Genomic DNA, 22,135 nt, shown 5'->3' on the forward strand with positions numbered 1-22,135 from the left:
CCGGTCCCCACCGAGCCGGCGGCCCCCGCGCCGCCGCCCCGGGCCGGCCGCCCCGCCTCCTTCCGCGACACCGCCGCCTTCCACCTGGCCAACAGCCAGGAGCTGTGGAACGGCGCCCCCGAGCGCGCCGCCGGCAGCCGAGCGAGCACCCCGCCCCCCGTCCGCGAACCGGCCTCCGCCACCCCGTCGGCGGCGCCCGGCAGCGAGCCGCCCATGCCCGGCGCCGTGCGTCCGCAGCAGCCGCCCTGGCCCCGAACTCCCCTCCCGCACCAGGGAGTTGGGCCCGCCACCGGCATGCCCGCCGCACCCCGGCCCTCGGCCGGCCGCCGCCCCGGCGCCCGGCTGCTCGGTGCCGTGGCCTGCCTCGTCCTCGGCATCGGCCTCATCGGCGGTGCCGCGGTCGGGAGTTGGCTCGCCGACGACTCCGCCGACGCCACACCCACCGCCGAGGCCGCCTTCGCCAAGGGCCATGACGTCTGGCACAACACCCCCGTCGACACCCTCTTCCCGCGCACCGTCAACGGCCTGGGCGTCGGCCCCGGCGGCGCCGACCGGACCTGGACCCGCATCGCCGTCGCCCCCGACAGCGGCTGCACCGACGCCTACGACCCCAAGCTCGCCCAGGCGCTCGCCACAGCGGGCTGCACCCGGCTGCTGCGCGCCACGTACGTCGATGCCACCCGCAGCAGCGTCATCACGGTCGGCGCCCAGACCACCAAGGCCGACCAGCCCGGAATGATGGCCCTCAACACCCGCTTCAGCACCAAGAGCCTGGGCACCCGCACCGACCTGCTGCCGCTGCCGTACGCCGCCAAGGGCACCCCGGCCGCCGGCTTCGGCCGCGCCCAGCGGGCCAGTTGGACCGTCCGGGTGCTCATCGACCTCCCGGTCATCGTCTACGCCGTCTCCGGTTTCGCCGACGGCCGCGCCATCAGCGAGCCGCAGCCCGCCGAGGCCGCCACCCGGCCCGGCGCCACCACCGCCCCGGCCGAGTCCGGCCTGGGCCACGACGCGAAGGACCTCGCCGACCGCGTCGAGGCGGCCTTCCGCAAGGCGTCCGGCAGCCCCACCCAGACGACGGAGACAGCGCCATGAGGACGACCGTGCTGCGCGGCACCGCCATCGCGCTGGCCTGTGCCGCGCTCGCCGTACTGCCCGCCGTGCCCGCACAGGCCGACGCCATCCGCGCCCAGCAGTGGGGCCTGGAAGCCATCCACGCCCAGCAGGCCTGGCACACCACCAAGGGCGAGGGCATCACCGTCGCCGTCCTGGACACCGGCGTGGACGCCAACAACCCCGACCTGACGGACCAGGTCCTGCCCGAGAAGGACCTGGTCGGCTTCGGCGCCGGTCCCGGCGACCGGTCCTGGGCCCAGCACGGCACCGGTATGGCCAGCGTCATCGCGGGCCACGGCCATGGCGCGGGCCGCGACGACGGAGTGCTCGGGGTCGCCCCGGCCGCCAAGATCCTGCCGGTCCGGGTGATCCTTGAGGACAACGACCCGCAGCGCCAGCGGGCCCGTACCGAGAAGGCCGGCGCCCTCGCGGACGGCATCCGCTGGGCCGCCGACCACGGCGCCGACGTGATCAATATGTCGCTGGGCGACGACAGCGAGTCCGCGCACCCCGAGCCGCGCGAGGACGCCGCCATCCAGTACGCCCTGGGCAAGGGCATCCCCGTCGTCGCCTCCGCGGGCAACGGCGGCCTGAAGGGCAACCACGTCTCCTATCCCGCCGCCTACCCGGGCGTCATCGCCGTCACCGCCATCACCCACCCGGGAAACCGCGCCGGCTTCTCCACCCGCCACTGGTACGCCACGGTCAGCGCGCCCGGCGAAGGCATCGCCATGGCCAACCCCGACAACACCTACTACTTGGGCTGGGGCACCAGCCCCGCCGCCGCCTTCGTCTCCGGCGCCGTCGCCCTGATCCGCTCCGCGCACCGCGACCTGAGCCCGGACCAGATCCGCCGGCTGCTCACCTCCACCGCACAGGACACCCCCGAGGGCGGCCGCAACGACGACTACGGCGCCGGCCTGGTCGACCCCGCCGCCGCCATCAAGGCCGCCGCCGATCTGAAGCCCACCCCCCAGAAGCCGTCCCCCGCCGCCTACGCCCACCGCTACTTCGGCCCCGGCCCCACCGCGGACGACACCGACGCCACCACCACCGGCTGGCTCCCCTGGACCGCCGGTGCCGCGGGCCTCGTCCTCATCGCGGCCTCCCTCGTCGTCTGGCGCCGCCGCTCCTCCTGAGGCGCCCGAAGCCACGCGCGGCGGAATCCGGGAAAACCCGAGCCGATACGCTCAGGTCCGTGCAGAAGAACATCCCGGACCCCGGTTTCTCCGACGACGACGGCTCCGCCGACCCCGCCCTCGCCGCGGCCCTGGCGGCCTACGACCGGGACCGCGGTGCCGAGCCGCAGCTCCTGTCGGCGCTGGCGGGCGCCCGCGTCCTCGTGCCCGTCGTGGCCGTACTCGGCGAGGTCGAGACGGGTCCGGACGGCCTCCGCCGCGAGAAGACCAGCGATATGGCCGTCCCCACCCTCCAGGCCCCGGACGGCCGCCGCGCCCTCCCCGCCTTCACGTCCATGGAGACCCTGCAGCGCTGGCGCCCGGACGCCCGCCCCGTGGCGGTCCCGCTCCGGCAGGCGCTGCTGGCCGCCTCCCACGAGCAGGCCGACACCGTCGTCGTCGACCTGGCAGGACCGGCCACCTACCAGCTCACCGGCCCCGCCCTGCGCGCCCTCGCCGAGGGCCGCGAGAGCGCCGACCCGCTCGCCGACCCGGCCGTCACCGACGCCCTGCGCGCCCTGCTCGCCGCCGAGCCCGCCGTTCTCCTGGCCCGCCTTGCCCCGTCCGACGAAACCGACGCCACCCTCGCGCTCGGCCTCGCCGCCGGCGCCCCGACCGCCGAGGTCGCCCAGCGACTCGCGCAGGCACTGGCCGCCGACGAGGTCCTGCGCGCCCGCCTAGTCCGCGGCCTGGACCTGGCCCTTCTGCCCCCCGGCGCCACGACGGCCGGAGAACCGCTCTATCAGCGTTGACACACCACCTCGGGGGCCTGGCACCCCCGACCGGGCTCCCGGCCGCCAACGGGCGCGTTGCTCTCCCCGGCCGCACAATGCGAGGAGAGCTCAAGATCCACGCGAGGAGAGCCCCCCATGGAGAAAACGGAGACCAGCACGATCCTGACCCGCACGGTCGTATCCGAATTCCTCGGCACGCTGCTCCTGGTGTTCTTCGCCGTCGGCTCGGCTGTGCTGGCGGGCGAATACATCGGCACCTTCGGCATCGCCCTGGCCTTCGGCTTCACCATGCTGGCGCTTGCCTACGCCCTCGGCCCGATCTCCGGCTGCCACATCAACCCCGCGGTCACGCTGGGCCTGCTGCTGGCCCGCCGCATCACGCTGCGTACCGCCACGGAGTACTGGATCGCCCAGGTGGTCGGCGCCATCGTCGGCGCGGCGCTGCTCTTCCTGGTCGCCAAGCAGGTCCCCGGGCTGCAGACCCATGGGACCTTCGGCACGAACGGCTGGGGTGACCGCTCGGCGGTGCACATCAACCTCGGCGGTGCGTTCGTCGCCGAGATGGTGATGACCTTCCTGTTCGTCTTCGTCTTCCTGGCGGTCACCCACAAGGTGGCCGTGGTCGGCTTCGACGGTCTGCCGATCGGTCTGGCGCTGGCCACCGTCCACCTCATCGGCCTCCCGCTGGACGGCACCTCCGTGAACCCCGCCCGGTCCATCGGCCCGGCCCTGTTCGCGGGCGGCGCGGCCATCACCCAGCTGTGGCTGTTCATCATCGCGCCACTGATCGGCGGCGCGATCGCGGCCGTGGTGCACCAGATCACCCATCCGCCGCACGAGCCGGCCGTCATCGCCGACGAGGTGTTCCCCCGCGAACCGGAGCCCGAAGAGCGGGCCCCGGAGCCCGAAGAGCGGGCCTGAGCGGCCGGCCGTTCCCCGGATGACGACGAGCCCCGGCCGAGGCGGCCGGGGCTCGTCGCTGTACAGGTCGGGGGTCTTGGCGGTCCGTTCAGCCGTAGACCGGCCCGGTGAACTTCTCCCCGGGCCCCTGCCCCGGCTCGTCCGGCACGACCGACGCCTCGCGGAACGCCAGCTGCAGCGACTTCAGCCCGTCCCGCAGCGGTGCCGCGTGGTACGAGCCGATCTCGGTGGCGCTCGCGGTGACCAGCCCGGCCAGCGCCTGGATCAGCTTGCGCGCCTCGTCGAGGTCCTTGTGCGCCGCGCCGTCCTCGGCGAGCCCGAGGTTGACCGCTGCCGAGCTCATCAGATGCACCGCGACCGTCGTGATCACCTCGACCGCAGGCACCTCCGCGATGTCACGGGTCATGGCGTCGAAGTCGGGGCTCGACGGGGCTGCCGCGTCCGGGGCGTCGGGCCGCTGCGGGGTCTGGTCGCTCATGTCTTAGGACTTCTTCCTGCTGAGGGGATCGGCTCCAGCCTAGGGCCCGTGCCCGCGGACCCCGCGTCCGGGAGTGTCATCCTGGACGCGGCGCGCCTTGGCGGCGGCACAAGAGTGGGTGCCTCCCCGTGACTCGTGTATTCTGGTGTTCCGACCGGCCGGACACGCATGTGACCGGCCCACAAGTGGAGGCTCCGATCTCCCACCCGACCGACCTCAGGGTTGGCGGGTCAACGGTCTGGCTGCGCCCCGCGGAGACATTCGCGGCGGTGCTCCTGATCCATTCACGGAGCCCCGCCTGTGTCCCGTCCGGGGCATTTTTCATGTACCGGCGCGGTTGGTCACACCGAAACAGACGTTACGCGGCAGTCCGCCAGGCCGTCGCGTGGTGCTACCGAGGAGGATCCATCAGCGCCGAGCCCCGCATCAACGACCGGATTCGCGTCCCCGAGGTGCGACTCGTCGGTCCCAGTGGCGAGCAGGTCGGCATTGTGCCGCTTGCCAAGGCCCTGGAGCTTGCGCAGGAGTACGACCTCGACCTGGTCGAGGTGGCCGCGACGGCACGTCCGCCGGTCTGCAAGCTCATGGACTACGGGAAGTTCAAGTACGAGTCGGCCATGAAGGCCCGTGAGGCGCGCAAGAACCAGGCGCACACGGTCATCAAGGAGATGAAGCTCCGGCCGAAGATCGACCCGCACGACTACGACACCAAGAAGGGTCACGTCGTCCGGTTCCTCAAGCAGGGTGACAAGGTCAAGATCACGATCATGTTCCGTGGTCGCGAGCAGTCCCGCCCCGAGCTGGGCTTCCGGCTGCTGCAGCGGCTCGCGTCCGACGTGGAGGACCTCGGCTTCATCGAGTCGAATCCGAAGCAGGACGGCCGAAACATGATCATGGTCCTCGGTCCGCACAAGAAGAAGACCGAGGCGATGGCCGAGGCCCGTGAGGCGCAGGCCGCCCGCAAGGCGGAGCGCCAGGGTGGAGTTCCCGCGGACCAGTCCGTGGAGGAGCCCGCCGAGGAGCCCACCGAGGAGCACGCCCAGGCGTGATCCCCGAGGCGTGAGCCCCGGATTCCATCCGGGGCACCGCGCCCCGGACAGCAACCGATACATCTGACGCTCCCGCTTGCCGGTCCGTGCCTGCGGGAGCGCCACTGACGAGGAGAGAACGGCGCATGCCGAAGAACAAGACGCACAGCGGTGCCAGCAAGCGCTTCAAGATCACCGGCTCCGGCAAGGTGCTGCGTGAGCGCGCCGGCAAGCGCCACCTGCTCGAGCACAAGTCGTCCCGCGTGACGCGTCGCCTCACCGGCAACGCCGAGATGGCCCCGGGCGACGCCGCGAAGATCAAGAAGCTTCTCGGCAAGTGAGCTGCCGCGCCCCACTGACTGGAGGGGGCGCGCCACTCGGACCGGGACCCAATCGATTCGGGTCGTGTGACGACAACCACGGCCCCGCTACAAGGAGTTAACAAGTGGCACGCGTCAAGCGGGCAGTCAACGCCCACAAGAAGCGCCGGGCGATCCTCGAGCAGGCCAGCGGCTACCGTGGCCAGCGCTCCCGCCTGTACCGCAAGGCGAAGGAGCAGGTCACCCACTCCCTCGTCTACAACTACAACGACCGCAAGAAGCGCAAGGGCGACTTCCGTCAGCTGTGGATCCAGCGCATCAACGCCGCTGCCCGCGCCAACGGCATGACGTACAACCGCTTCATCCAGGGTCTGAAGGCCGCCAACATCGAGGTGGACCGCAAGATCCTGGCCGACCTCGCGGTCAACGACGCCAACGCGTTCGCCGCGCTCGTCGAGGCCTCGCAGAAGGCGCTTCCGAGCGACGTCAACGCCCCGAAGGCTGCCTGAACTTCAGCCTGACGACGTTGTGACGCGGACCCGCAGGCCCCGGCCTGCGGGTCCGCCGCTTTTCCGGACCGGGTCACGGCATTTCCGGGCCGGGCCAGGGTCCCCCACGCACCGAACAACAGAAGCGAGCCGCCGCCCATGGGCACCCCCGAGCTGATCTCCCCGCGTTCCCCGCGCGTCACCGCCGCCCGGCGGCTGGCCCGCCGCGCCTTCCGCGGCAAGGAGCGCCGGTTCATCGCCGAGGGCCCGCAGGCCGTACGGGAGGCCATCGCGCACCGCACGGGCGGCGCGCCCACGCTCATCGAGCTGTTCGCCACCGTCGAGGCCGCCGAGCGGCACTCCGAGATCGTCGAGGCGGCCCACGCGGCCGGCGTGCGGGTCCACTTCGCCGACGACAGGACCGTCGCCGACATCTCCCAGACCGTCACCCCGCAGGGCCTGCTCGGCGTCTGCCACTTCCTCGACTCGCCGTTCGAGGAGATCCTCGCCGCCCGCCCGCAGTTGATCGCGGTGCTCGCCAACGTCCGTGACCCCGGCAACGCCGGCACGGTGCTGCGCTGCGCGGACGCCGCGGGCGCCGACGCCGTCGTGCTGACCGACGCCTCCGTGGACCTCTACAACCCCAAGTCCGTACGGGCCTCGGTCGGTTCGCTCTTCCATCTGCCGGTCGCGGTCGGCGTACCGGTCGAGCGGGTGGTGGGCGGACTCCAGGGCGCCGGGGTACGGATCCTCGCCGCGGACGGCGCGGGCGACCGCGACCTGGACGCCGAGCTGGACGCCGGCTCCATGGGCGGACCCACCGCCTGGGTGTTCGGCAACGAGGCCTGGGGGCTGCCGGAGGAGACCCGGGCGCTGGCGGACGCCGTGGTGCGGGTCCCCATCCACGGCAGGGCCGAGAGCCTCAACCTCGCGACGGCCGCCGCGGTCTGCCTCTACGCCTCGGCCCGCGCCCAGCGCAGCCCCGGCGGATGCCGCGCGGTGTCACCCGCCTGAGGGTCGTACCCCCGATCTTCCCGGCGCATCCGACGGGAGCTAGTAGTCTTGCGTGCCCGGGGGCCCGGAAGGGGGTAACGGGGATGAGTGTGAGGACTTCCGGCATCACAGTCACTACTGACAGCTGCCCGTCCGGCGGACCGGTGCGCCCGCCGTCGCCCGCCGCCGGGGAACCGGCGGCCCTGGGGACCGGTCTGGGGCTCGACCCGGACGATCTGCCCGACGGCCTGGTCGTCGCCGACGAGACCGGCCGGGTGGTCTGCTTCAACGCCGCGGCCGCCCGGATCACCGATATCGCCCCCCAGGACGCGCTCGGCCGTCCCCTCGAACACGCCCTGCCGCTGCAGGACATCGAGGGCCGCCGCTGGTGGCGGCTCACCGACCCCTACGGCGGGCTCGCCATCCGCCGCGGCCAGCCCGAGCGCAATCTGCTGCTCGGCGGCCGCGAGGTGCTGGTCTCCGCCCGCTACGTCCGCAGCCGGCCGACCGGGCCTGTACAACAGCTGGTCATCGCGCTGCGCGGCACCGAGGCCCGGCGCCGTACGGAGCTGAGCCACGCCGAGCTGATCGCCACCGTCGCCCATGAACTGCGCTCGCCGCTGACCTCCGTCAAGGGGTTCACCGCCACCCTCCTCCAGAAGTGGGAACGCTTCACCGACGACCAGAAGCGGCTGATGCTGGAGACGGTGGACGCCGACGCCAACCGCGTCACCCGCCTGATCGCCGAGCTGCTGGACATCTCCCGGATCGACTCCGGGCGGCTGGAGGTGCGCCGGCAGCGGGTCGACATGATCGCCGCGGTGCGCCGGCACGTCCAGGCGCAGACCACCGCCGGCCAGCGGCCGGACCGCTTCTTGATCCGGATGCTGGAACCACTGCCCGATCTGTGGGCGGACCCGGACAAGGTCGACCAGGTGCTGGGCAACCTGCTGGAAAATGCGGTGCGGCACGGCGAAGGAACCGTCACCATCGAGGTCGGACCGGCATCGGATACGACCAACGCGGAGGGGACGAGCGTCACCGTGAGCGACGAGGGCCCCGGCATCCCCGAGGAATCGATGAGCCGCGTCTTCACCCGCTTCTGGCGGGGCAGCAAGCGCGGCGGCACCGGTCTGGGCCTCTACATCGTCAAGGGCATCGTCGAGGCCCACGGCGGGGCGATCACGGTCGGCCGGGCGCCGGCCGGCGGCGCACAGTTCCGATTTAGCCTGCCCGTCGCGGCCCCGGCCTTCATGGCCTGAGCGCACGCGGCGGGCGCCCCGCAGGGGCTCGGGCCTGCCGCGTGGCCCGTCCCCCTTAGACTTGACCTTTGGCACCTTTGGCGCACAGGCATCGCGGGCACAGCGCGGGCTCGGCATCCGACCTTTGTGATCGAAGAGCCGAGGCGACGCGAGCCAAGCCAAGCCAGTCCACCGGAAGCACGGGAAGAGATGTCCGCACCCAATAAGTCGTACGACCCTGTCGAGGTCGAAGCCCTGAAACCGGAAGAGATCGCCGCCCGGCTGGACGAGGCGCTGGCCGCCATCGCCGCCGCGGCCGATCTTGAGGCGCTGCGTGAGGTGAAGGTCGCGCACGCCGGCGACCGCTCGCCGCTCGCCCTCGCCAACCGCGAGATCGGCGCCCTGCCGCCGCACGCCAAGGCGGAGGCCGGCAAGCGCGTCGGCCAGGCCCGCGGCCGTGTGAACCAGGCGCTCAAGGTCCGCCAGGAGGAGCTGGAGGCGGAGCGCGACGCCCGCGTACTGGTCGAGGAGGCGGTGGATGTCACGCTGCCCCACGACCGTGTGCCGGCCGGCGCCCGCCACCCGCTCACCACGTTCATGGAGCGGGTCGCCGACGTCTTCGTCGCGATGGGCTACGAGGTCGCCGAGGGCCCCGAGGTCGAGGCGGAGTGGTTCAACTTCGACGCCCTCAACTTTGTGCCCGACCACCCGGCGCGCCAGATGCAGGACACCTTCTTCGTGCAGGGCAACAGCACCGAGGGCGATGAGTCCGGCGTCGTGCTGCGCACCCACACCTCGCCGGTCCAGGCCCGTACGCTCGTCGACCGCGAGCCGCCGGTCTACGTCGTCTGCCCGGGGCGGGTCTACCGCACCGACGAGCTGGACGCCACGCACTCCCCGGTCTTCCACCAGATCGAGCTGCTCGCCGTCGACGAGGGCCTGACCATGGCCGACCTCAAGGGCACCCTCGACCACATGGTCCGGGCGCTGTTCGGCCCCGACATGAAGACCCGGCTGCGGCCGAACTACTTCCCGTTCACCGAGCCGTCCGCCGAGATGGACATGGTCTGCTACGTCTGCCGTGGCGAGTCCGTGGGCAACCCCGACCGCCCCTGCCGTACCTGCTCCAGCGAGGGCTGGATCGAGCTGGGCGGCTGCGGAATGGTCAACCCCAAGGTGCTCATCGCCTGTGGCGTCGACCCCGAGAAGTACAGCGGCTTCGCCTTCGGGTTCGGCATCGACCGGATGCTGATGTTCCGGCACAACGTGGAAGACATGCGCGACATGTTCGAGGGCGACGTCCGGTTCACCCGGCCGTTCGGGATGGAGATCTGATGCGGGTCCCGCTTTCTTGGCTGCGGGAGTACGTCGACCTGCCGGCGACGGAGTCCGGCCGTGACGTACAGGCCAAGCTGATTGCCGTCGGCCTGGAGGTCGAGACCGTCGAGCGACTCGGCGACGGCCTCAAGGGCCCGCTCGTCGTCGGCCAGGTGCTGACCATCGAGGAGCTGGAGGGCTTCAAGAAGCCCATCCGCTTCTGCACGGTGGACGTCGGCCGGGCCAACGGCACCGGCGAGCCGCAGGAGATCGTCTGCGGTGCGCGCAACTTCTCCGTCGGCGACAAGGTCGTGGTCGTTCTCCCCGGCGCCGTGCTGCCCGGCGACTTCAAGATCGCCGCGCGCAAGACGTACGGCAAGACCTCGCACGGCATGATCTGCTCCGGCGACGAGCTGGGCATGGGCGACGACGGCACGCACGGCATCATCGTGCTGCCGCCCGAGTACGAGGTGGGCACCGACGCCATCGAGCTGCTGGAGCTCGTCGACGAGGTGCTGGACATCGCCGTCACACCGGACCGCGGCTACTGCCTGTCGATGCGCGGCGTCGCCCGCGAGACCGCCATCGCCTACGGCCTGCCGCTGCGCGACCCGGCGCTGCTGGACGTGCCGCCGCCGAACTCCGCCGGCTACCCCGTCCAGGTCTCCGACCCGATGGGCTGCGAACGCTTCACCGCCCGTACGGTCACCGGCCTGGAGCCCGAGGCGCGTACCCCGCTCTGGATGCAGCGCCGGCTGCAGAAGGCCGGGATGCGCCCGGTCTCGCTGGCCGTCGACGTCACCAACTACGTGATGCTGGAGCTCGGCCAGCCGCTGCACGCCTACGACCGCACCAGCGTGGACGGCCCGATCGGCGTCCGCCGCGCGACCCCCGGCGAGCAGCTGACCACCCTGGACGGCACCAAGCGGGTGCTGGACGCCGAGGACATGGTCATCACCGACAACCGCGGCCCGATTGGCCTCGCGGGCGTCATGGGCGGTGCCAACACCGAGATCGCGGCCCCGGTCGCCGACCCCGAGACCGGCCGGCTGCACGGCACCACCGATGTCGTGATCGAGGCCGCGCACTTCGACGCGCTCGCCATCGCCCGTACGGCCCGCCGGCACAAGCTGTCCTCGGAGGCCGCCAAGCGCTTCGAGCGCGGTGTGGACCCGGAGGCCGCGTCCGCGGCGGCGCAGCGGACCGTCGACCTGCTGGTGCTGCTGGCCGGCGGCCGGGCCGAGGAGGGCGTCACCGAGGTCGTCTCGCCCCGCGGGCCGCGCACGATCACCCTCCCCGCCAACCACCCGGACAAGGTCGCCGGTGTCGACTACGGCCGGGAGACCGTCGTCCGCCGCCTTCAGCAGGTCGGTTGCGACGTCTACGGGCAGGACGAGCTGGTCGTGACCGTGCCGTCCTGGCGGCCGGACCTCAGCGAGCCCAATGACCTGGCCGAAGAGGTCATCCGGCTGGAGGGCTACGAGAACCTGCCCTCCACCCTCCCGAAGCCGCCGGCCGGCCGTGGGCTGACCGAGCGTCAGCGGATGCACCGCAGGGTCGGCCGGGCGCTGGCCGGTGCGGGCTATGTCGAGACGCTGAACTACCCCTTCACCGGCTCGGCCGTCCTCGACCAGCTCGGCATCGAGCCGGACGACCCGCGGCGCGCGGCGGTCACCCTCGTCAACCCGCTGTCCGACGAGGAGCCCGACCTCCGTACGACCCTGATCCCGGGTCTGCTGAACGCGCTGCGCCGCAACTACGGCCGCGGTACGCACGATCTGGCGCTCTTCGAGACCGGTCCGGTCTTCCGGGCGACCGGCGACGAGAAGCCGGCCAGCCGGCTGGTCGTCGACCGCCGGCCGACCGACGACGAGATCGCCTCGCTGGACGCCTCGCTGCCGCAGCAGCCGCGGCGTGCCGCCGTGGTGCTCGCCGGAGGCCGTGAGCAGGCCGGCTGGTGGGGCGACGGACGCCCCGGGATCTGGGCGGACGCGGTCGAGGCGGGCCGTACGGTCGCGCGGGAGGCGGGTGTCGAGCTGATCGTCCGTCAGGACCAGCACGCGCCGTTCCACCCGGGCCGGTGCGCGGCGCTGCTCGCTCTTGTCGACGGCGAGGAGATCCTCGTCGGCAACGCCGGTGAGCTGCACCCGCGGGTCATCAAGACGCTCGCGCTGCCGGAGCGTACGTGCGCGATGGAGATCGACCTGGACCGCCTTGAGCAGGCTGCCGGCGGTCCGCTGCGCGCGCCGAAGATCTCGGTCTTCCCGGTCGCGACCCAGGACGTCGCGCTCGTGGTCGACGAGACGGTCCCGGCGGCGGACGTCGAGGCGGCGCTGCGTGACGGCGCGGGTGAACTCCTGGAGTCGCTGCGGCTGTTCGACATCTTCACCGGTGAGCAGCTCGGCGCCGGCAAGAAGTCGCTGGCGTACGCGCTGCGCTTCCGCGCCGCCGACCGCACGCTGACCGCGGATGAGGCCTCGGCGGCCCGTGACGCGGCGGTTGCGGCGGCCGTGGAGCGGACGGGAGCGGTGCTGCGCGGCTGAGCGGGCCGCAGGTGTGCCTGAGGGGCGAGGGCGTGGACGGTGCGAGCCGGCCGCGCCCTCGCCCCTTTTTGCGATGCGGTGGGGCCGGCGTCCGGCGTGGGGGCTCTGTTGCGCCGGTGAGGGACGAACGGCCCAACGAGACGATCGGATCCCCGCACCATCACCCCATCGGGTGGTTATTTACTTATCGTCGCCGGACGGGCACATAACGTCGCGAGAATCGACGAGGTCGATACGGCCCGCCGACCGCGGCAGGGGGCCGGACCGACGCCTCAACGCCTGACTGGGGACCACCGGCTAGGGGGACCATCGGCATGATCCGAACCTGGGCGAGGGGCGGAGCGCGCGCCGGGGCGGCCTGGGCCCGGCGGGCCGTCGTCTTCGTCCTGCCCGGCCTCTGGGTGCTCGGCGTGGTGACCTGGGAGCTGTTCCACCCGACCAGTGGTCAGCTGCTGCAACTCCTCGCCGCGGCGCCGGCCATCGCCTGCGCGGGCACCGGCCGCCGTCAGTGCGTGCTGCTCGGCGGGGTGTGCGCGCTGCTCGCGCTCGTACCGTTCGGCGGGGCGGAGCCCGGGGCCGGGCCGGGCATACGCGTGATGACCTGCGGCGCGATTCTCGCGGTGGTCTGCGCCAGCTATCTGACGGCCGGGCGGCGGCTGCGGCTGGTACGGGAGCTGGAGCGTACGCGCGAGGTCGCCGTGGCCGCGCAGCGGGTGCTGCTGCGCCCGCTGCCGCCGCGGATCGACGGGGTGGTGCTGGCGGCCGACCACCTCTCCGCGAGCGAGGGCGCCGTGGTCGGCGGGGATCTGTACGAGGTCGTGGGGACCCGGCACGGCGTACGGGTGGTGATCGGGGATGTGCGCGGGCACGGCCTGGAGGCCATAGGCACGGTCGCGGCGATGCTCGGCAGCTTCCGTGAGGTGGTGCACGACGAGCCCGAACTGGGCGGTGTGCTGCGTCGGTTGGAGCGCTCGCACCAGCGGCATCTGTACGAGCGGGTGCGCATCGAGCAGCCGGCGGGCGGTGGTGCGGAGCCGGTGAGCACGCTCGCGGAGGAGTTTGTGACGCTGCTGCTGATGCAGGTCGCGCGGGACGGCTCGATCACGGCGCTGAACTGCGGGCATCCCTGGCCGTATCGGATCGACTGCGGGGCGGCCGCCCCGGTGGTGGCCCTCGCTCCGGCCGAGCCGATGCCGCCGTTGGGGCTGTTCCCGCTGCCCGAGAAGCTGACCGCGGTGCGGTGCGGGCGGCTGGCGCCCGGTGAGGGGCTGTTTCTGCACACCGACGGGGCGGTTGATGCGCGGGATGCGGCGGGGGAGTTCTTTCCGCTGACCCAGGAGCTGCACAACAGCGTGGCGGCGGCCGCCGCGCCGGGCGGCCCCTCGCCGTCCACGGTGGTGGGGGAGGTGCGGGAGGCGCTGTTACGGCATGCGGGCGGCCGGCTGACGGATGACGTGGCGCTGGTGATGCTCTGCAACGACCGGGTGCAGGTGCCGGCCCGGTCGGCCGGGTCCGCTATCGTCCGCCTCCCGCGGTGATCTCCTTGCCTTTCAGTGCCGGGAAGGTGACGCCGGTCAGCTCCTCGGACGCCGTCCACAGGCGTTTGGCGCTTTCCGGGTCGGCGGCCGCGGCCGACCTGCCGACCATCGTCGGTCCGCCGCGCATCTCGCCGAGCCCGTCGGGACCGAGGTAGCTGGCGCCGGGCAGGTCCTGGGTGGCGGCGTAGAGCGTGGGGAGCGCGCCGGCCTTGTTGTCCTGCGCGATGAAGCGGTTGCCCATCTGCATCAGCGCGCGCCGCAGCGGGCTGGCGTCGGCGCCCTGGAGGTTGGTGGCGGCCCAGCCGGGGTGCGCGGCAAGGGCGCGTACGGGGGATCCCGCCGCGGTGAGACGGCGCTGGAGTTCCAGGGTGAACAGCAGATTGGCCAGCTTGGACTGGCTGTAGGCGGCGACGGGGCTGTACTCGCCGGTGAGATTCAGGTTGTCGAAGTGCATCCGGGCGCCGGGCAGCTTGTGGGCCCCGGACGCCACCGTGACCACGCGGTCGGTGAGGTGCGGCAGCAGCAGGTTGGTCAGCGCGAAGTGGCCGAGGTGGTTGGTGCCGAACTGCCTCTCGAAGCCGTCCTTGGTCCGGGACTCCGGGACGTTCATGACTCCGGCGTTGTTGATCAGCAGATCGAGGGTGCCCTGCCAGGCGGCGGCGAACGCGCGCACGGAGGCGAGGTCGGCCAGGTCGAGGCGGCGGACCTCGACGCTGCCCCTGGCGCCCTGCACGGTGGCGGCGGCGGCCTCACCGCGCTTGATGTCCCGTACGGCGAGTACGACATGGGCACCCGCCCGTGCGAGGGCGTCGGCGGTGGCGATGCCGAGTCCGCTGTTGGCGCCGGTCACCACGGCGGTGCGGCCGGTCTGGTCGGGGAGGTCGGTGGCGTTCCACTTGGGTGTCTTGGTCATGCCTTCAATGTAGGCAACGCCAACAATGCTGTCAATGCCAACAATGTAGCCAGTGAATACATGGGCGATAGGATGAGGGCCATGCAGACTCGCCGTTACCACCATGGAGACCTTCGCGCCGCGCTGCTGGCCCGCGCCGAGCAGACGCTCCGCGAGAAGGGCCCGGGTGCACTGTCCCTGCGGGAACTGGCCCGTGAACTCGGCGTCAGCCACGCCGCGCCGAGCCGGCACTTCAAGGACAAGCAGGCGCTGCTGGACGCGCTGGCACTGGCCGGGTTCGACCGCCTGAACGAGGCCCTGACCGCGTCCCAGGCGGCAGCGGGCACGTCATTCGCCCACCGGCTCGGCGCGCTCGCCCGCGCCTACGTGGACTTCGCCCTCGCCAACGCGGCACTGCTCGACCTCATGTACGCGGTCAAGCACGACCCGGAGGCGTCCGAGGCACTGAGCGCGGCCGCCCAGCGGCTCGGGGCGATGACCATGGGACTGGTCGCGGACGGGCAGCGCAGCGGCGATGTGCGCGAGGGACCGGTCGAACGCATCGGGATACCGGTGTTCACCACCCTGCACGGCTTCGCCGGCTTCGCCATGAGCCGCGTGCTCTCCGCCGAGGAGGTCGAGTCCGGCCTCGATGATGTGATCGCGTACATGCTGCGGGGGTGCGCGGCGTAGCGACCGGCCCGGAGCGCGGGCCCAGGTCGCCTCTCCTGGGGTTCTTCACACCCCGTGTGAAGCGGGGTTCACTACGCTCAACTGGCGGAGTATTCACGTCGACATGGCCATGGGCTGATGGCCCGCGGGTGGGCCCGGTTCATCGGGAGGCCGGTATGGAGCCCAATACCCTGCTGGACGCGATTCTTGACGAGGCCGGCATCTCGCATGCCGGCCTCGCCGCGCGTATCAACCAGCTCGGGCGGTGTCGTGGACTGGCACTGCGGTACGAACACACCGCGGTGGCCCGGTGGTTGAAGGGGCAGCGGCCGCGTGGGCAGGTGCCGGACCTGATCTGCGAGATCCTCGGCGAGCGGCTGCACCGGCCGGTCGGGCTCGACGACATCGGGCTGAGCGGGCCGGGGCTGCGGCGGGAGACCGATACTCCGCTGTCCGGGTTCGTGGAACGGGCCACCGCGCTGTGGCGGTCCGACGAGCAGCAGCGGCCACACCTCCTCGACGCACCGGCGCTCACCGGTACGTCGGCCGTCATGCCCGTATGGGAGTGGGAGAACCCGCCCGAGGATTTCGATGTGTCGCGGGACGGGCTGACCCGGGTCGGCATGGCCGATATCGAGATGCTGCGCGCCGCGCGGTCGCACTACGAGCAGATGTACCGGAAGGCGGGTGGTATCGCCACCAGAGCGCGCATCGTGGGATTCCTCAACTCCGAGGCGGCGCCGCTGCTGCGGGGCAGCTACAGCGATGCGACGGGCCGTCAGCTGCACCGGGCGACCGGTGGGCTGGTCGCCGTCGCCGGTATCTGCGCGTACGACTCGGACGCTCTCGGGCTGGCCCAGCGCTACCTTCATCAGGCACTGCGGCTGGCCAAGGCCAGCGGGGACCGCGGCCTCGGCGCGTATGTCATCGCGCTGCTGGTCAATCAGTCCCTCTTCGTACGGGAATACCGCCAGGCGGTCGCCTTCGCGGAGGCGGCGCTGCGGGCCGCGGGTCCGCAGATCACCCCGGCGCTCTCCGCGGACCTCTACGCGATGCAGGCCAAGTCCTACGCCCGGCTCGGCGACGGCGCCAGCGCGCTGTCGTGCATCCGGCGCGCGGAGGCGGCCGCGGAGCGCATCCGGCCCGGGCTGGAGCCGGCCGAGACGGGCTATGTGCAGCCCGGCCTGGTGAACGTACAAGTGGCGGAGGCGCTGCTCAGCCTCGGTGACCTGCGGGCCGCACGGGAGCAGGCGGACGCCGCCGTCGACACCCCCGCACACGACCGCGGCCGGGTCCACCGGCTGGCCATGCTCACCCATATCGAGCTGCGCCAAGGCGATGCGGACCGGGCCGTGGCCAACGCCGCGCAGATGACCGAGCAGGCTCGGGGCATGGAGTCGCAACGGCTGCGGGACCGGCTGCGGGCGGTGCGCGAGCATCTGGCGGAGACCGGGAGCTCCGCGACGGACGAGGCTGCCGATCTCATCGACGAGGTGCTGCGCGTTCCGCTGTGACCGGGCTCGTGTCACCTTGCCGGCTCATCAGCGGAAGGTGGCAGTTACGTGCGTTGGAACAATCTCAGCGAGAAGCCCGTCTATGCGAATCCGTGGTTCCGGGTCAATCTGGCCGATGTGGAACTGCCCGACGGTCGTCATCTGGACCACTATCTGATCCGGATGCGGCCGGTCGCCGTGGCCACAGTGGTCAATGAGACCAATGAGGTGCTGTTGCTCTGGCGGCACCGGTTCATCACCGACACCTGGGGGTGGGAGCTGGCTGCCGGTGTCGTCGAGGACGGCGAGGACATCGCGGCCGCGGCCGCCCGCGAGATGGAGGAGGAGACCGGGTGGCGTCCCGGGCCCCTCCAGCATCTCCTGTCGGTGGAGCCGTCCAACGGCCTCACCGATGCGCGGCATCACATCTACTGGTCCGAGGAGGGCGAGTACGTCGGCCCGCCCCAGGACGGCTTCGAGTCCGAGCGCAGGGAGTGGGTGGCGTTGAAGCTGGTGCCCGACATGGTGGCGCGAGGGGAGGTGCCGGCCGCCAATATGGCCGCCGCCTTGCTGATGCTGCATCACATCCGGCTGGGCTGACCGGTGCCGGCCGGTGACGTCGGCCGGGCGTCATCGGCCCATGGCCTGCCACAGTGCGACCACCAGCGCCGCGAGCCCCGTGAGTGCGGCGAGGGACGGCAGTGGCCAGCGGGCGCTCTCCAACCGCGTGACGCGGGCGTGCAGTTCGTCCGCGTCACGCTCGTACTGCTCGGAGCGCTGGGCGAGCAGCGCGAGTTGGCCGTCGACCCGGGCGGTGCGTACGTCGAGGAGACGCCTCAGCTCCGCTAAGTCGGCGGTTACCAGGTCGGGTTCGGGGTGGGCGGTCACGGTCCGCTCCTCATTCCTTCTGTCAGCGACTTCGTTGTCCGTACGGGCGTCAGTCAACTGCGCTGCGGCGAAGGGCGGGAGCGTGTGCGGTGGGTATATGCGGGTCTGCGGTTCACACCCCGTGTGAAGTGACGGGGGGTGACGGGTCGCGGGCATTCGCACGGGGTGTGAAGTGCGCACCCCGGCCAGGGCGGTTCACACGCTCCCGCCCGTGCCCGCACAGGGGTTGACTGGGGATCGCCACGGGGGCCGAAGCCGGCGGACGGGCGCCCGCCGGCCCGGGGTCCGCCCGCCGGTGTTCCCCCGAGCGGCGGGCGGACCGTCCTTGGGCTCAGTACGAGTAGAAGCCCGAACCGGACTTACGGCCCAGCCGCCCCGCACCATCCGCTGGAGCAGTGGCGGAGCGGCGTACAGGGGCTCCTGGCACCCCTCGTCCATGGCGGCAAGGCCCCGCTTGCCGGCCTCGGGCATGAAATGAGCGTAGTGCTTCAGCGTGGTGTGCGGCGACGCGTGTCCGAGCGGCCTCGACGTGCGTGCCCCCGCCCTCACCGCCCAGATCGCCGCCCTCGTACGTGACGCCAAAACCGCCCAGAACCGTGAAGACCGCGCCCGTGGCGTCCGTACGGAGGTCCACACGGCAGGCCTGTCCGCCGAGGCGGCCGAGCCATCTCGCCGTCCGCATTGGCCTGATCCCTGTGGCCTCCATCTCACCGCGGCCATCTCACCGCGGCGGACACGAGGGGCCTCATGTGACGGAGCCATGGACAGCAAGGGGGAAGGCAATGCACGAGAAGCGCTCGCCGACGTGGCGGGAACTGCGACGCACCATCGGCCGGATGCAGGTGGGGGAGCCGGCCGCCGAGACTGGATGGAGCCGCCGGCGGCCGGAGCGGCGCTTTCGCGAACAAGTTGGCCTGCCGCCCAAACAGTTCGCGCAGGTGCTGCGGCTGCAGGAGGCGCTGCGTCTGCAGGACGGCGGCCTGCCGTGGGCGGCGGCGGCCGTCGCGGGCTACTACGACCAGGCCCAATTCACCCGGGCCTTCAAGGACAGGGTCGGCTGTACGCCGGGCCGGTTCGGGGCGTGCCGGGCGTCCTCCAAGCCCAGCGACTGCAACGGTTGCCTGGGCTGCTGACACCGGGCATGTCCGCGTTGCCCGTCGTCATTTCCGGGACGACGTACGCGGCGCGCCGCTGAGCGACAGCGGACAGGCGGCCCCCGAGCGGTTGACCGGGCACGTCGGGGGCCGCCTTCACGCTCAGCCCGCACGCCTACCGTGACGAAAGGGCCGCTGTGCAGTATCTGGTGATCGCAGTCCGGACCATGATCGGCGTGGTCTTCCTGACCGCCTTTCTCAGCAAGCCGGCAGGGCGGGGCAGGTTCGCGGCCTTCGCGGAGTCGGTGACCGCCATGGGAGTGGTACCGGCGCGGCCGGTCGGGCTCGCGGCAGGGGCCGTGGTCATCGCGGAGGGCGCTGTCTGTGCGCTGCTCATCGTGCCGTCGGCCGGCACCACCGTGGCCGGACTGGCGCTCGCGGCGGTGCTGTTGAGCGTTTTCACGGCCGCGACAGCCCGCACGGCGCGGCATGGAACGGGTGCCACCTGCCGGTGCTTCGGGGCCTCAGCGACCCCGCTCGGCCACCGACAACTCGTACGCAATGTGCTGCTGACCGCCATCTCGGCGGCGGCCGGCCTGATGGCACTGGCGAACCAGGGCGCGGCGACGGCGACGGGCGCCGGCGTGGCGGCGCCGGCTCACCTTCGAAGGTCACCGTGCCCTCGTCGGGGGCAGCCCGGTGAGGAGGGAGACGAGGGTGGACTTGCCGGCGCCGTTGCGGCCGACGAGGGCGCGCGACGCGCCGGGTACGACGGTCAGTCAGCCGTCGCGTAGGGCGACGGTGGGGCCGAAGCGCATGACGATGCCCTCGGCCAGGACCAGTGGGAGGGCGATGGTGCCGACGGCGTTCACTTGACCGTGTTTCCCCACAGGTCGGGGTTGTCGACGTTTTCCTTGGTGACCAGCGGCGCCGAAAGCTGGTCCTCCAGCATTCCGTTCGGCAGCTCGACGACCTCGGAGTTGTGGTCGGTCAGGCCCGGCTTGAAGGTCTTCCCGGCCATCGCCGCCTTGATGTAGAACATGCCGTACTTGGCGTACGCGTCGGCGGGCTGCGAGATCGTGGCGTCGATCTGGCCCTTGCGGATCGCGGCGAGCTCCGCCGGAATGCCATCGTTCGAGACAACGGTGATGTGCCCCTTCTCGCCGGCCTTCTTCAGCATCCCCTTGGACCTCAGGGTCTGCAGGGTCGGCGCGAGGTAGACGCCACCGGCCTGCAGGTAGATGCCCTTGATGTCCGGGTGGGCGTTGAGCAGCGCGTCCAGCTTGGACGCGGCCGTGTCCGACTCCCACTTGGCAGGGATCTCCAGGACCTCCAGATCCGAGTACTTCTTCTTCATACAAGTACGGAACGCCTCCGAGCGCTCCCGGCCGTTGACCGACGTCAGATCGCCCATGATCTGCACGACCTTGCCGTTCCACACCTGCCCGCCGAGGTAGTCGCAGGCGTTCTTGCCGTACGCCATGTTGTTGGCCCGTACGACCATTGCGACCTTGCCCTTTTCGGGCGCGACGTCGACCGCGACGACCGGGACGCCCTTACGCTCGGCCTGGTCCAGGCTCGAGGAGATGGCTGCGCTGTCGAGCGGGGCCACAACCAGGCCCTTGACGCCCTGGTTGAGCTGGTTGTTGATGTCGGTGATCTGCTGCGTCGGGTCGCTGTTGGAGTTCACCGTCTTCATGGCCTGGACACCCTCGGACTTCGCCATTTTGGGGATATAGGCGTTGTACGACTGCCAGAATGGCGAGGTCAGGAGCGGAAGGACGACGCCGACCTTGCCGTCTCCGCCTCCGTCGCCGGAGGCGGTGTCCTCAGTGCTTCCGCACGCCGACAGGGTGAGAGCGGCACAGGCGGCCACGGCCGCCGTCCGGGCTGCCCGCGGCGTGATTCTCGGAGTCTCTTTGGCCATTGCTGCGGCTCCTCGCTGATGGCGCTGCACTGAATCGTGGGTGGCTTGCTGGGATGTGCAGGAGAGGGGGCCGGGTCTCTTCACCGACCGGGTATGACTATTCATCGGACCATTTAGCCACGTCAACAGGCTTCAGTTGATGGTTTCCTCGGAATCGGCCGTGGTGATCCGACCAATCGCGGAGCTGGAGACTCCGCGATTTCCCCGAAATGCGGAGACGCGCCCGGTTGCCTCGATTCCGAACGGCAAGAAGGTGCAGCTCGCTGCAGGAATTCCCATGGGGCGCTTCACCCACGCCGCCGGGATGTGCGCCGCGGTGGCCTTCCTCGCATCGCGCGAGGCCGACTACATCACCGGCGTCGTGCTGCCGGTGGACGGCGGGATCTCGATCTGATGGCCGCCTTCACCTTCGATTCGCTCGCCGACGCCGCCGGTGCCGGTCTCTGGGGCGCGGCCGGTGGATCGAGATCGACAAGCGGCGAATCGATACGTTCGCCGAGATCACCGAAGATCGCCAGTGGATCCATGCCGACCCCGAACGCCCCAAGGAATCAGCCGAGCTGCGACCGCAGCCACTCCTCCACCACGCGCACATGCTCTGCCGCCGCCGTCCGCGCCGCCTCCGGGTCCCGCGCCTCAAGTGCCCGGTAGATCCGCGCATGATCCTCGCGGGCTTGCGCGAAGGCGTCCGCGTCCTGATGGCCGCGCCGTACCCGGGCCCGGAAGGTCCGCGAGGAGAGCCGTTCGATGATCGCGGCGAGCGTCTCGTTCCCCGCGGACTGCGCGATCGCCCGGTGGAATGCCATATCGGCGGTGATGAACTCCTCCGCTTCGGAGGTCTCGTTCATCGCGGCCAGGTGCCCGGCGACCTCGGCCAGCTGATCCGCGTCGATCCGGGCGGCGGCCTGTGCGGTGGCGGCGGACTCCAGGATCCGGCGCACCTCGAGCAGCTCGACCAGTCCCGCCTTGGGAGAGATCTCCGCGACCAGACCGAAGGTCTCCAGCAGATCACCGGCCGCCAGCTGGGTCACGTAGACGCCCGAGCCGTGCCGTGCCTCCAGCACGCCGAGAACCGTCAGTGCCCGGACCGCCTCGCGCATCGAGCTGCGGCCGATCCCCAGCCGAGCCGCGAGATCACGCTCGGTGGGCAGCCGCTGGCCCGGCTCAAGGGCCCCCTCGGCGATCATCTCCTTGATCTGCCCGATGGCCCGCTGTGTGACAGTCCCCTTGACGGGGGTCGCGACCTCCATGGTGCCCCTCTCCACTGACCGGTG

Annotated in this window: 22 protein-coding genes and 2 pseudogenes; 18 read left to right on the forward strand and 6 right to left on the reverse strand. The window is 71.6% G+C overall.

Going from position 1 to position 22,135, the window contains the following annotated elements; all coding sequences use genetic code 11:
- The 4 genes from DY245_RS27960 to DY245_RS27975 form a co-directional block, all read left to right on the forward strand.
- On the forward strand, positions 1-1,095 hold a 1,095-nt coding region (locus tag DY245_RS27960), incomplete at its 5' end, for a hypothetical protein (RefSeq protein ID WP_425329448.1).
- A complete protein-coding gene (gene mycP, locus DY245_RS27965; RefSeq protein ID WP_128510001.1) occupies positions 1,092-2,255 on the forward strand; it encodes a type VII secretion-associated serine protease mycosin in 1,164 nt (387 codons plus the stop codon). The genes DY245_RS27960 and mycP, both read left to right, overlap by 4 nt.
- 59 nt (positions 2,256-2,314) lie before the next feature.
- Entirely contained in the window at positions 2,315-3,046 is a 732-nt protein-coding gene (locus DY245_RS27970; RefSeq protein WP_128510002.1) for an SseB family protein, read from the forward strand.
- Between the two features lie 117 nt (positions 3,047-3,163).
- Positions 3,164-3,949, forward strand: a complete 786-nt coding sequence (locus DY245_RS27975; protein ID WP_128510003.1) for an MIP family channel protein — start codon at positions 3,164-3,166, stop codon at positions 3,947-3,949.
- A gap of 88 nt (positions 3,950-4,037) precedes the next feature.
- On the opposite strand, the gene DY245_RS27980 is transcribed toward DY245_RS27975, so the two are convergent.
- Complete coding sequence (locus DY245_RS27980) at positions 4,038-4,427, reverse strand: DUF1844 domain-containing protein (RefSeq protein WP_128510004.1); 390 nt, start codon at positions 4,425-4,427, stop codon at positions 4,038-4,040.
- A 323-nt stretch (positions 4,428-4,750) separates the two neighbouring features.
- Here DY245_RS27980 and infC point away from each other — a divergent pair, with 323 nt between their 5' ends.
- From infC to DY245_RS28020, 8 genes are all read left to right on the forward strand, one after another.
- Positions 4,751-5,476: a translation initiation factor IF-3 gene (gene infC, locus DY245_RS27985; protein WP_128510005.1), complete on the forward strand. Its 726-nt coding sequence runs from the start codon at positions 4,751-4,753 to the stop codon at positions 5,474-5,476.
- A gap of 125 nt (positions 5,477-5,601) precedes the next feature.
- Positions 5,602-5,796, forward strand: a complete 195-nt coding sequence (rpmI, locus tag DY245_RS27990; RefSeq protein WP_006607578.1) for a 50S ribosomal protein L35 — start codon at positions 5,602-5,604, stop codon at positions 5,794-5,796.
- Positions 5,797-5,900: 104 nt separating this feature from the next.
- Positions 5,901-6,284, forward strand: coding sequence for a 50S ribosomal protein L20 (rplT, locus tag DY245_RS27995; RefSeq protein WP_018087732.1), 384 nt, complete (start codon positions 5,901-5,903; stop codon positions 6,282-6,284).
- 138 nt (positions 6,285-6,422) lie between these two features.
- Entirely contained in the window at positions 6,423-7,277 is an 855-nt protein-coding gene (locus tag DY245_RS28000) for a TrmH family RNA methyltransferase (RefSeq protein ID WP_128510006.1), read from the forward strand.
- A gap of 83 nt (positions 7,278-7,360) precedes the next feature.
- Positions 7,361-8,518 (forward strand): sensor histidine kinase, encoded by a 1,158-nt coding sequence (locus DY245_RS28005; protein ID WP_128510007.1) that lies wholly within the window; start codon positions 7,361-7,363, stop codon positions 8,516-8,518.
- A gap of 189 nt (positions 8,519-8,707) precedes the next feature.
- On the forward strand, positions 8,708-9,832 hold the full coding sequence (pheS, locus tag DY245_RS28010) for a phenylalanine--tRNA ligase subunit alpha (RefSeq protein ID WP_128510008.1): 1,125 nt from the start codon (positions 8,708-8,710) through the stop codon (positions 9,830-9,832).
- Entirely contained in the window at positions 9,832-12,357 is a 2,526-nt protein-coding gene (gene pheT / locus DY245_RS28015) for a phenylalanine--tRNA ligase subunit beta (protein WP_128510009.1), read from the forward strand. The genes pheS and pheT overlap by 1 nt, the downstream gene beginning before the upstream one ends.
- 314 nt (positions 12,358-12,671) lie before the next feature.
- Entirely contained in the window at positions 12,672-13,895 is a 1,224-nt protein-coding gene (locus tag DY245_RS28020) for a PP2C family protein-serine/threonine phosphatase (RefSeq protein ID WP_128510010.1), read from the forward strand.
- On the opposite strand, the gene DY245_RS28025 is transcribed toward DY245_RS28020, so the two are convergent.
- On the reverse strand, positions 13,873-14,808 hold the full coding sequence (locus tag DY245_RS28025; RefSeq protein WP_128510011.1) for an oxidoreductase: 936 nt from the start codon (positions 14,806-14,808) through the stop codon (positions 13,873-13,875). The two genes, DY245_RS28020 and DY245_RS28025, sit on opposite strands and share 23 nt — an antisense overlap.
- Before the next feature lie 81 nt (positions 14,809-14,889).
- Here DY245_RS28025 and DY245_RS28030 point away from each other — a divergent pair, with 81 nt between their 5' ends.
- The 3 genes from DY245_RS28030 (at position 14,890) to DY245_RS28040 (ending at position 17,552) form a co-directional block, all read left to right on the forward strand.
- Positions 14,890-15,480, forward strand: a complete 591-nt coding sequence (locus DY245_RS28030) for a TetR/AcrR family transcriptional regulator (RefSeq protein WP_128510012.1) — start codon at positions 14,890-14,892, stop codon at positions 15,478-15,480.
- 155 nt (positions 15,481-15,635) lie between these two features.
- Entirely contained in the window at positions 15,636-16,973 is a 1,338-nt protein-coding gene (locus tag DY245_RS28035; RefSeq protein WP_128510013.1) for an NsdA family TPR-like regulatory protein, read from the forward strand.
- A gap of 48 nt (positions 16,974-17,021) precedes the next feature.
- On the forward strand, positions 17,022-17,552 hold the full coding sequence (locus DY245_RS28040) for an NUDIX domain-containing protein (RefSeq protein WP_128510014.1): 531 nt from the start codon (positions 17,022-17,024) through the stop codon (positions 17,550-17,552).
- 30 nt (positions 17,553-17,582) lie between these two features.
- On the opposite strand, the gene DY245_RS28045 is transcribed toward DY245_RS28040, so the two are convergent.
- Positions 17,583-17,840 (reverse strand): hypothetical protein, encoded by a 258-nt coding sequence (locus DY245_RS28045; RefSeq protein WP_128510015.1) that lies wholly within the window; start codon positions 17,838-17,840, stop codon positions 17,583-17,585.
- A 782-nt stretch (positions 17,841-18,622) separates the two neighbouring features.
- Between DY245_RS28045 and DY245_RS28055 the strand changes: the two genes are divergently transcribed.
- Both DY245_RS28055 and DY245_RS47935 read left to right on the forward strand, forming a co-directional pair.
- On the forward strand, positions 18,623-18,973 hold the full coding sequence (locus DY245_RS28055; RefSeq protein ID WP_244943303.1) for a helix-turn-helix domain-containing protein: 351 nt from the start codon (positions 18,623-18,625) through the stop codon (positions 18,971-18,973).
- Positions 18,974-19,143: 170 nt separating this feature from the next.
- A pseudogene (locus tag DY245_RS47935) lies at positions 19,144-19,515 on the forward strand (MauE/DoxX family redox-associated membrane protein); the annotation flags it as partial.
- Positions 19,516-19,579: 64 nt separating this feature from the next.
- On the opposite strand, the pseudogene DY245_RS46830 reads toward DY245_RS47935, so the two are convergent.
- Positions 19,580-19,788, reverse strand: a pseudogene (locus DY245_RS46830) (ATP-binding cassette domain-containing protein); the annotation flags it as partial.
- Between the two features lie 14 nt (positions 19,789-19,802).
- On the reverse strand, positions 19,803-20,861 hold the full coding sequence (locus DY245_RS28065) for a sugar ABC transporter substrate-binding protein (protein WP_128510016.1): 1,059 nt from the start codon (positions 20,859-20,861) through the stop codon (positions 19,803-19,805).
- A gap of 139 nt (positions 20,862-21,000) precedes the next feature.
- Here DY245_RS28065 and DY245_RS28070 point away from each other — a divergent pair, with 139 nt between their 5' ends.
- The gene (locus tag DY245_RS28070) at positions 21,001-21,255 is read left to right on the forward strand and encodes an SDR family oxidoreductase (RefSeq protein ID WP_220377953.1); all 255 of its coding nucleotides are present in this window, start codon (positions 21,001-21,003) and stop codon (positions 21,253-21,255) included.
- Between the two features lie 157 nt (positions 21,256-21,412).
- Here DY245_RS28070 and DY245_RS28080 read toward each other — a convergent pair whose 3' ends face one another.
- A complete protein-coding gene (locus DY245_RS28080; RefSeq protein WP_128510017.1) occupies positions 21,413-22,111 on the reverse strand; it encodes a FadR/GntR family transcriptional regulator in 699 nt (232 codons plus the stop codon).
- Between the last annotated feature and the right edge of the window lie 24 nt (positions 22,112-22,135).

The sequence above is a fragment of the Streptomyces inhibens genome (assembly GCF_003389455.1).
Classification (GTDB): domain Bacteria; phylum Actinomycetota; class Actinomycetes; order Streptomycetales; family Streptomycetaceae; genus Streptomyces; species Streptomyces inhibens.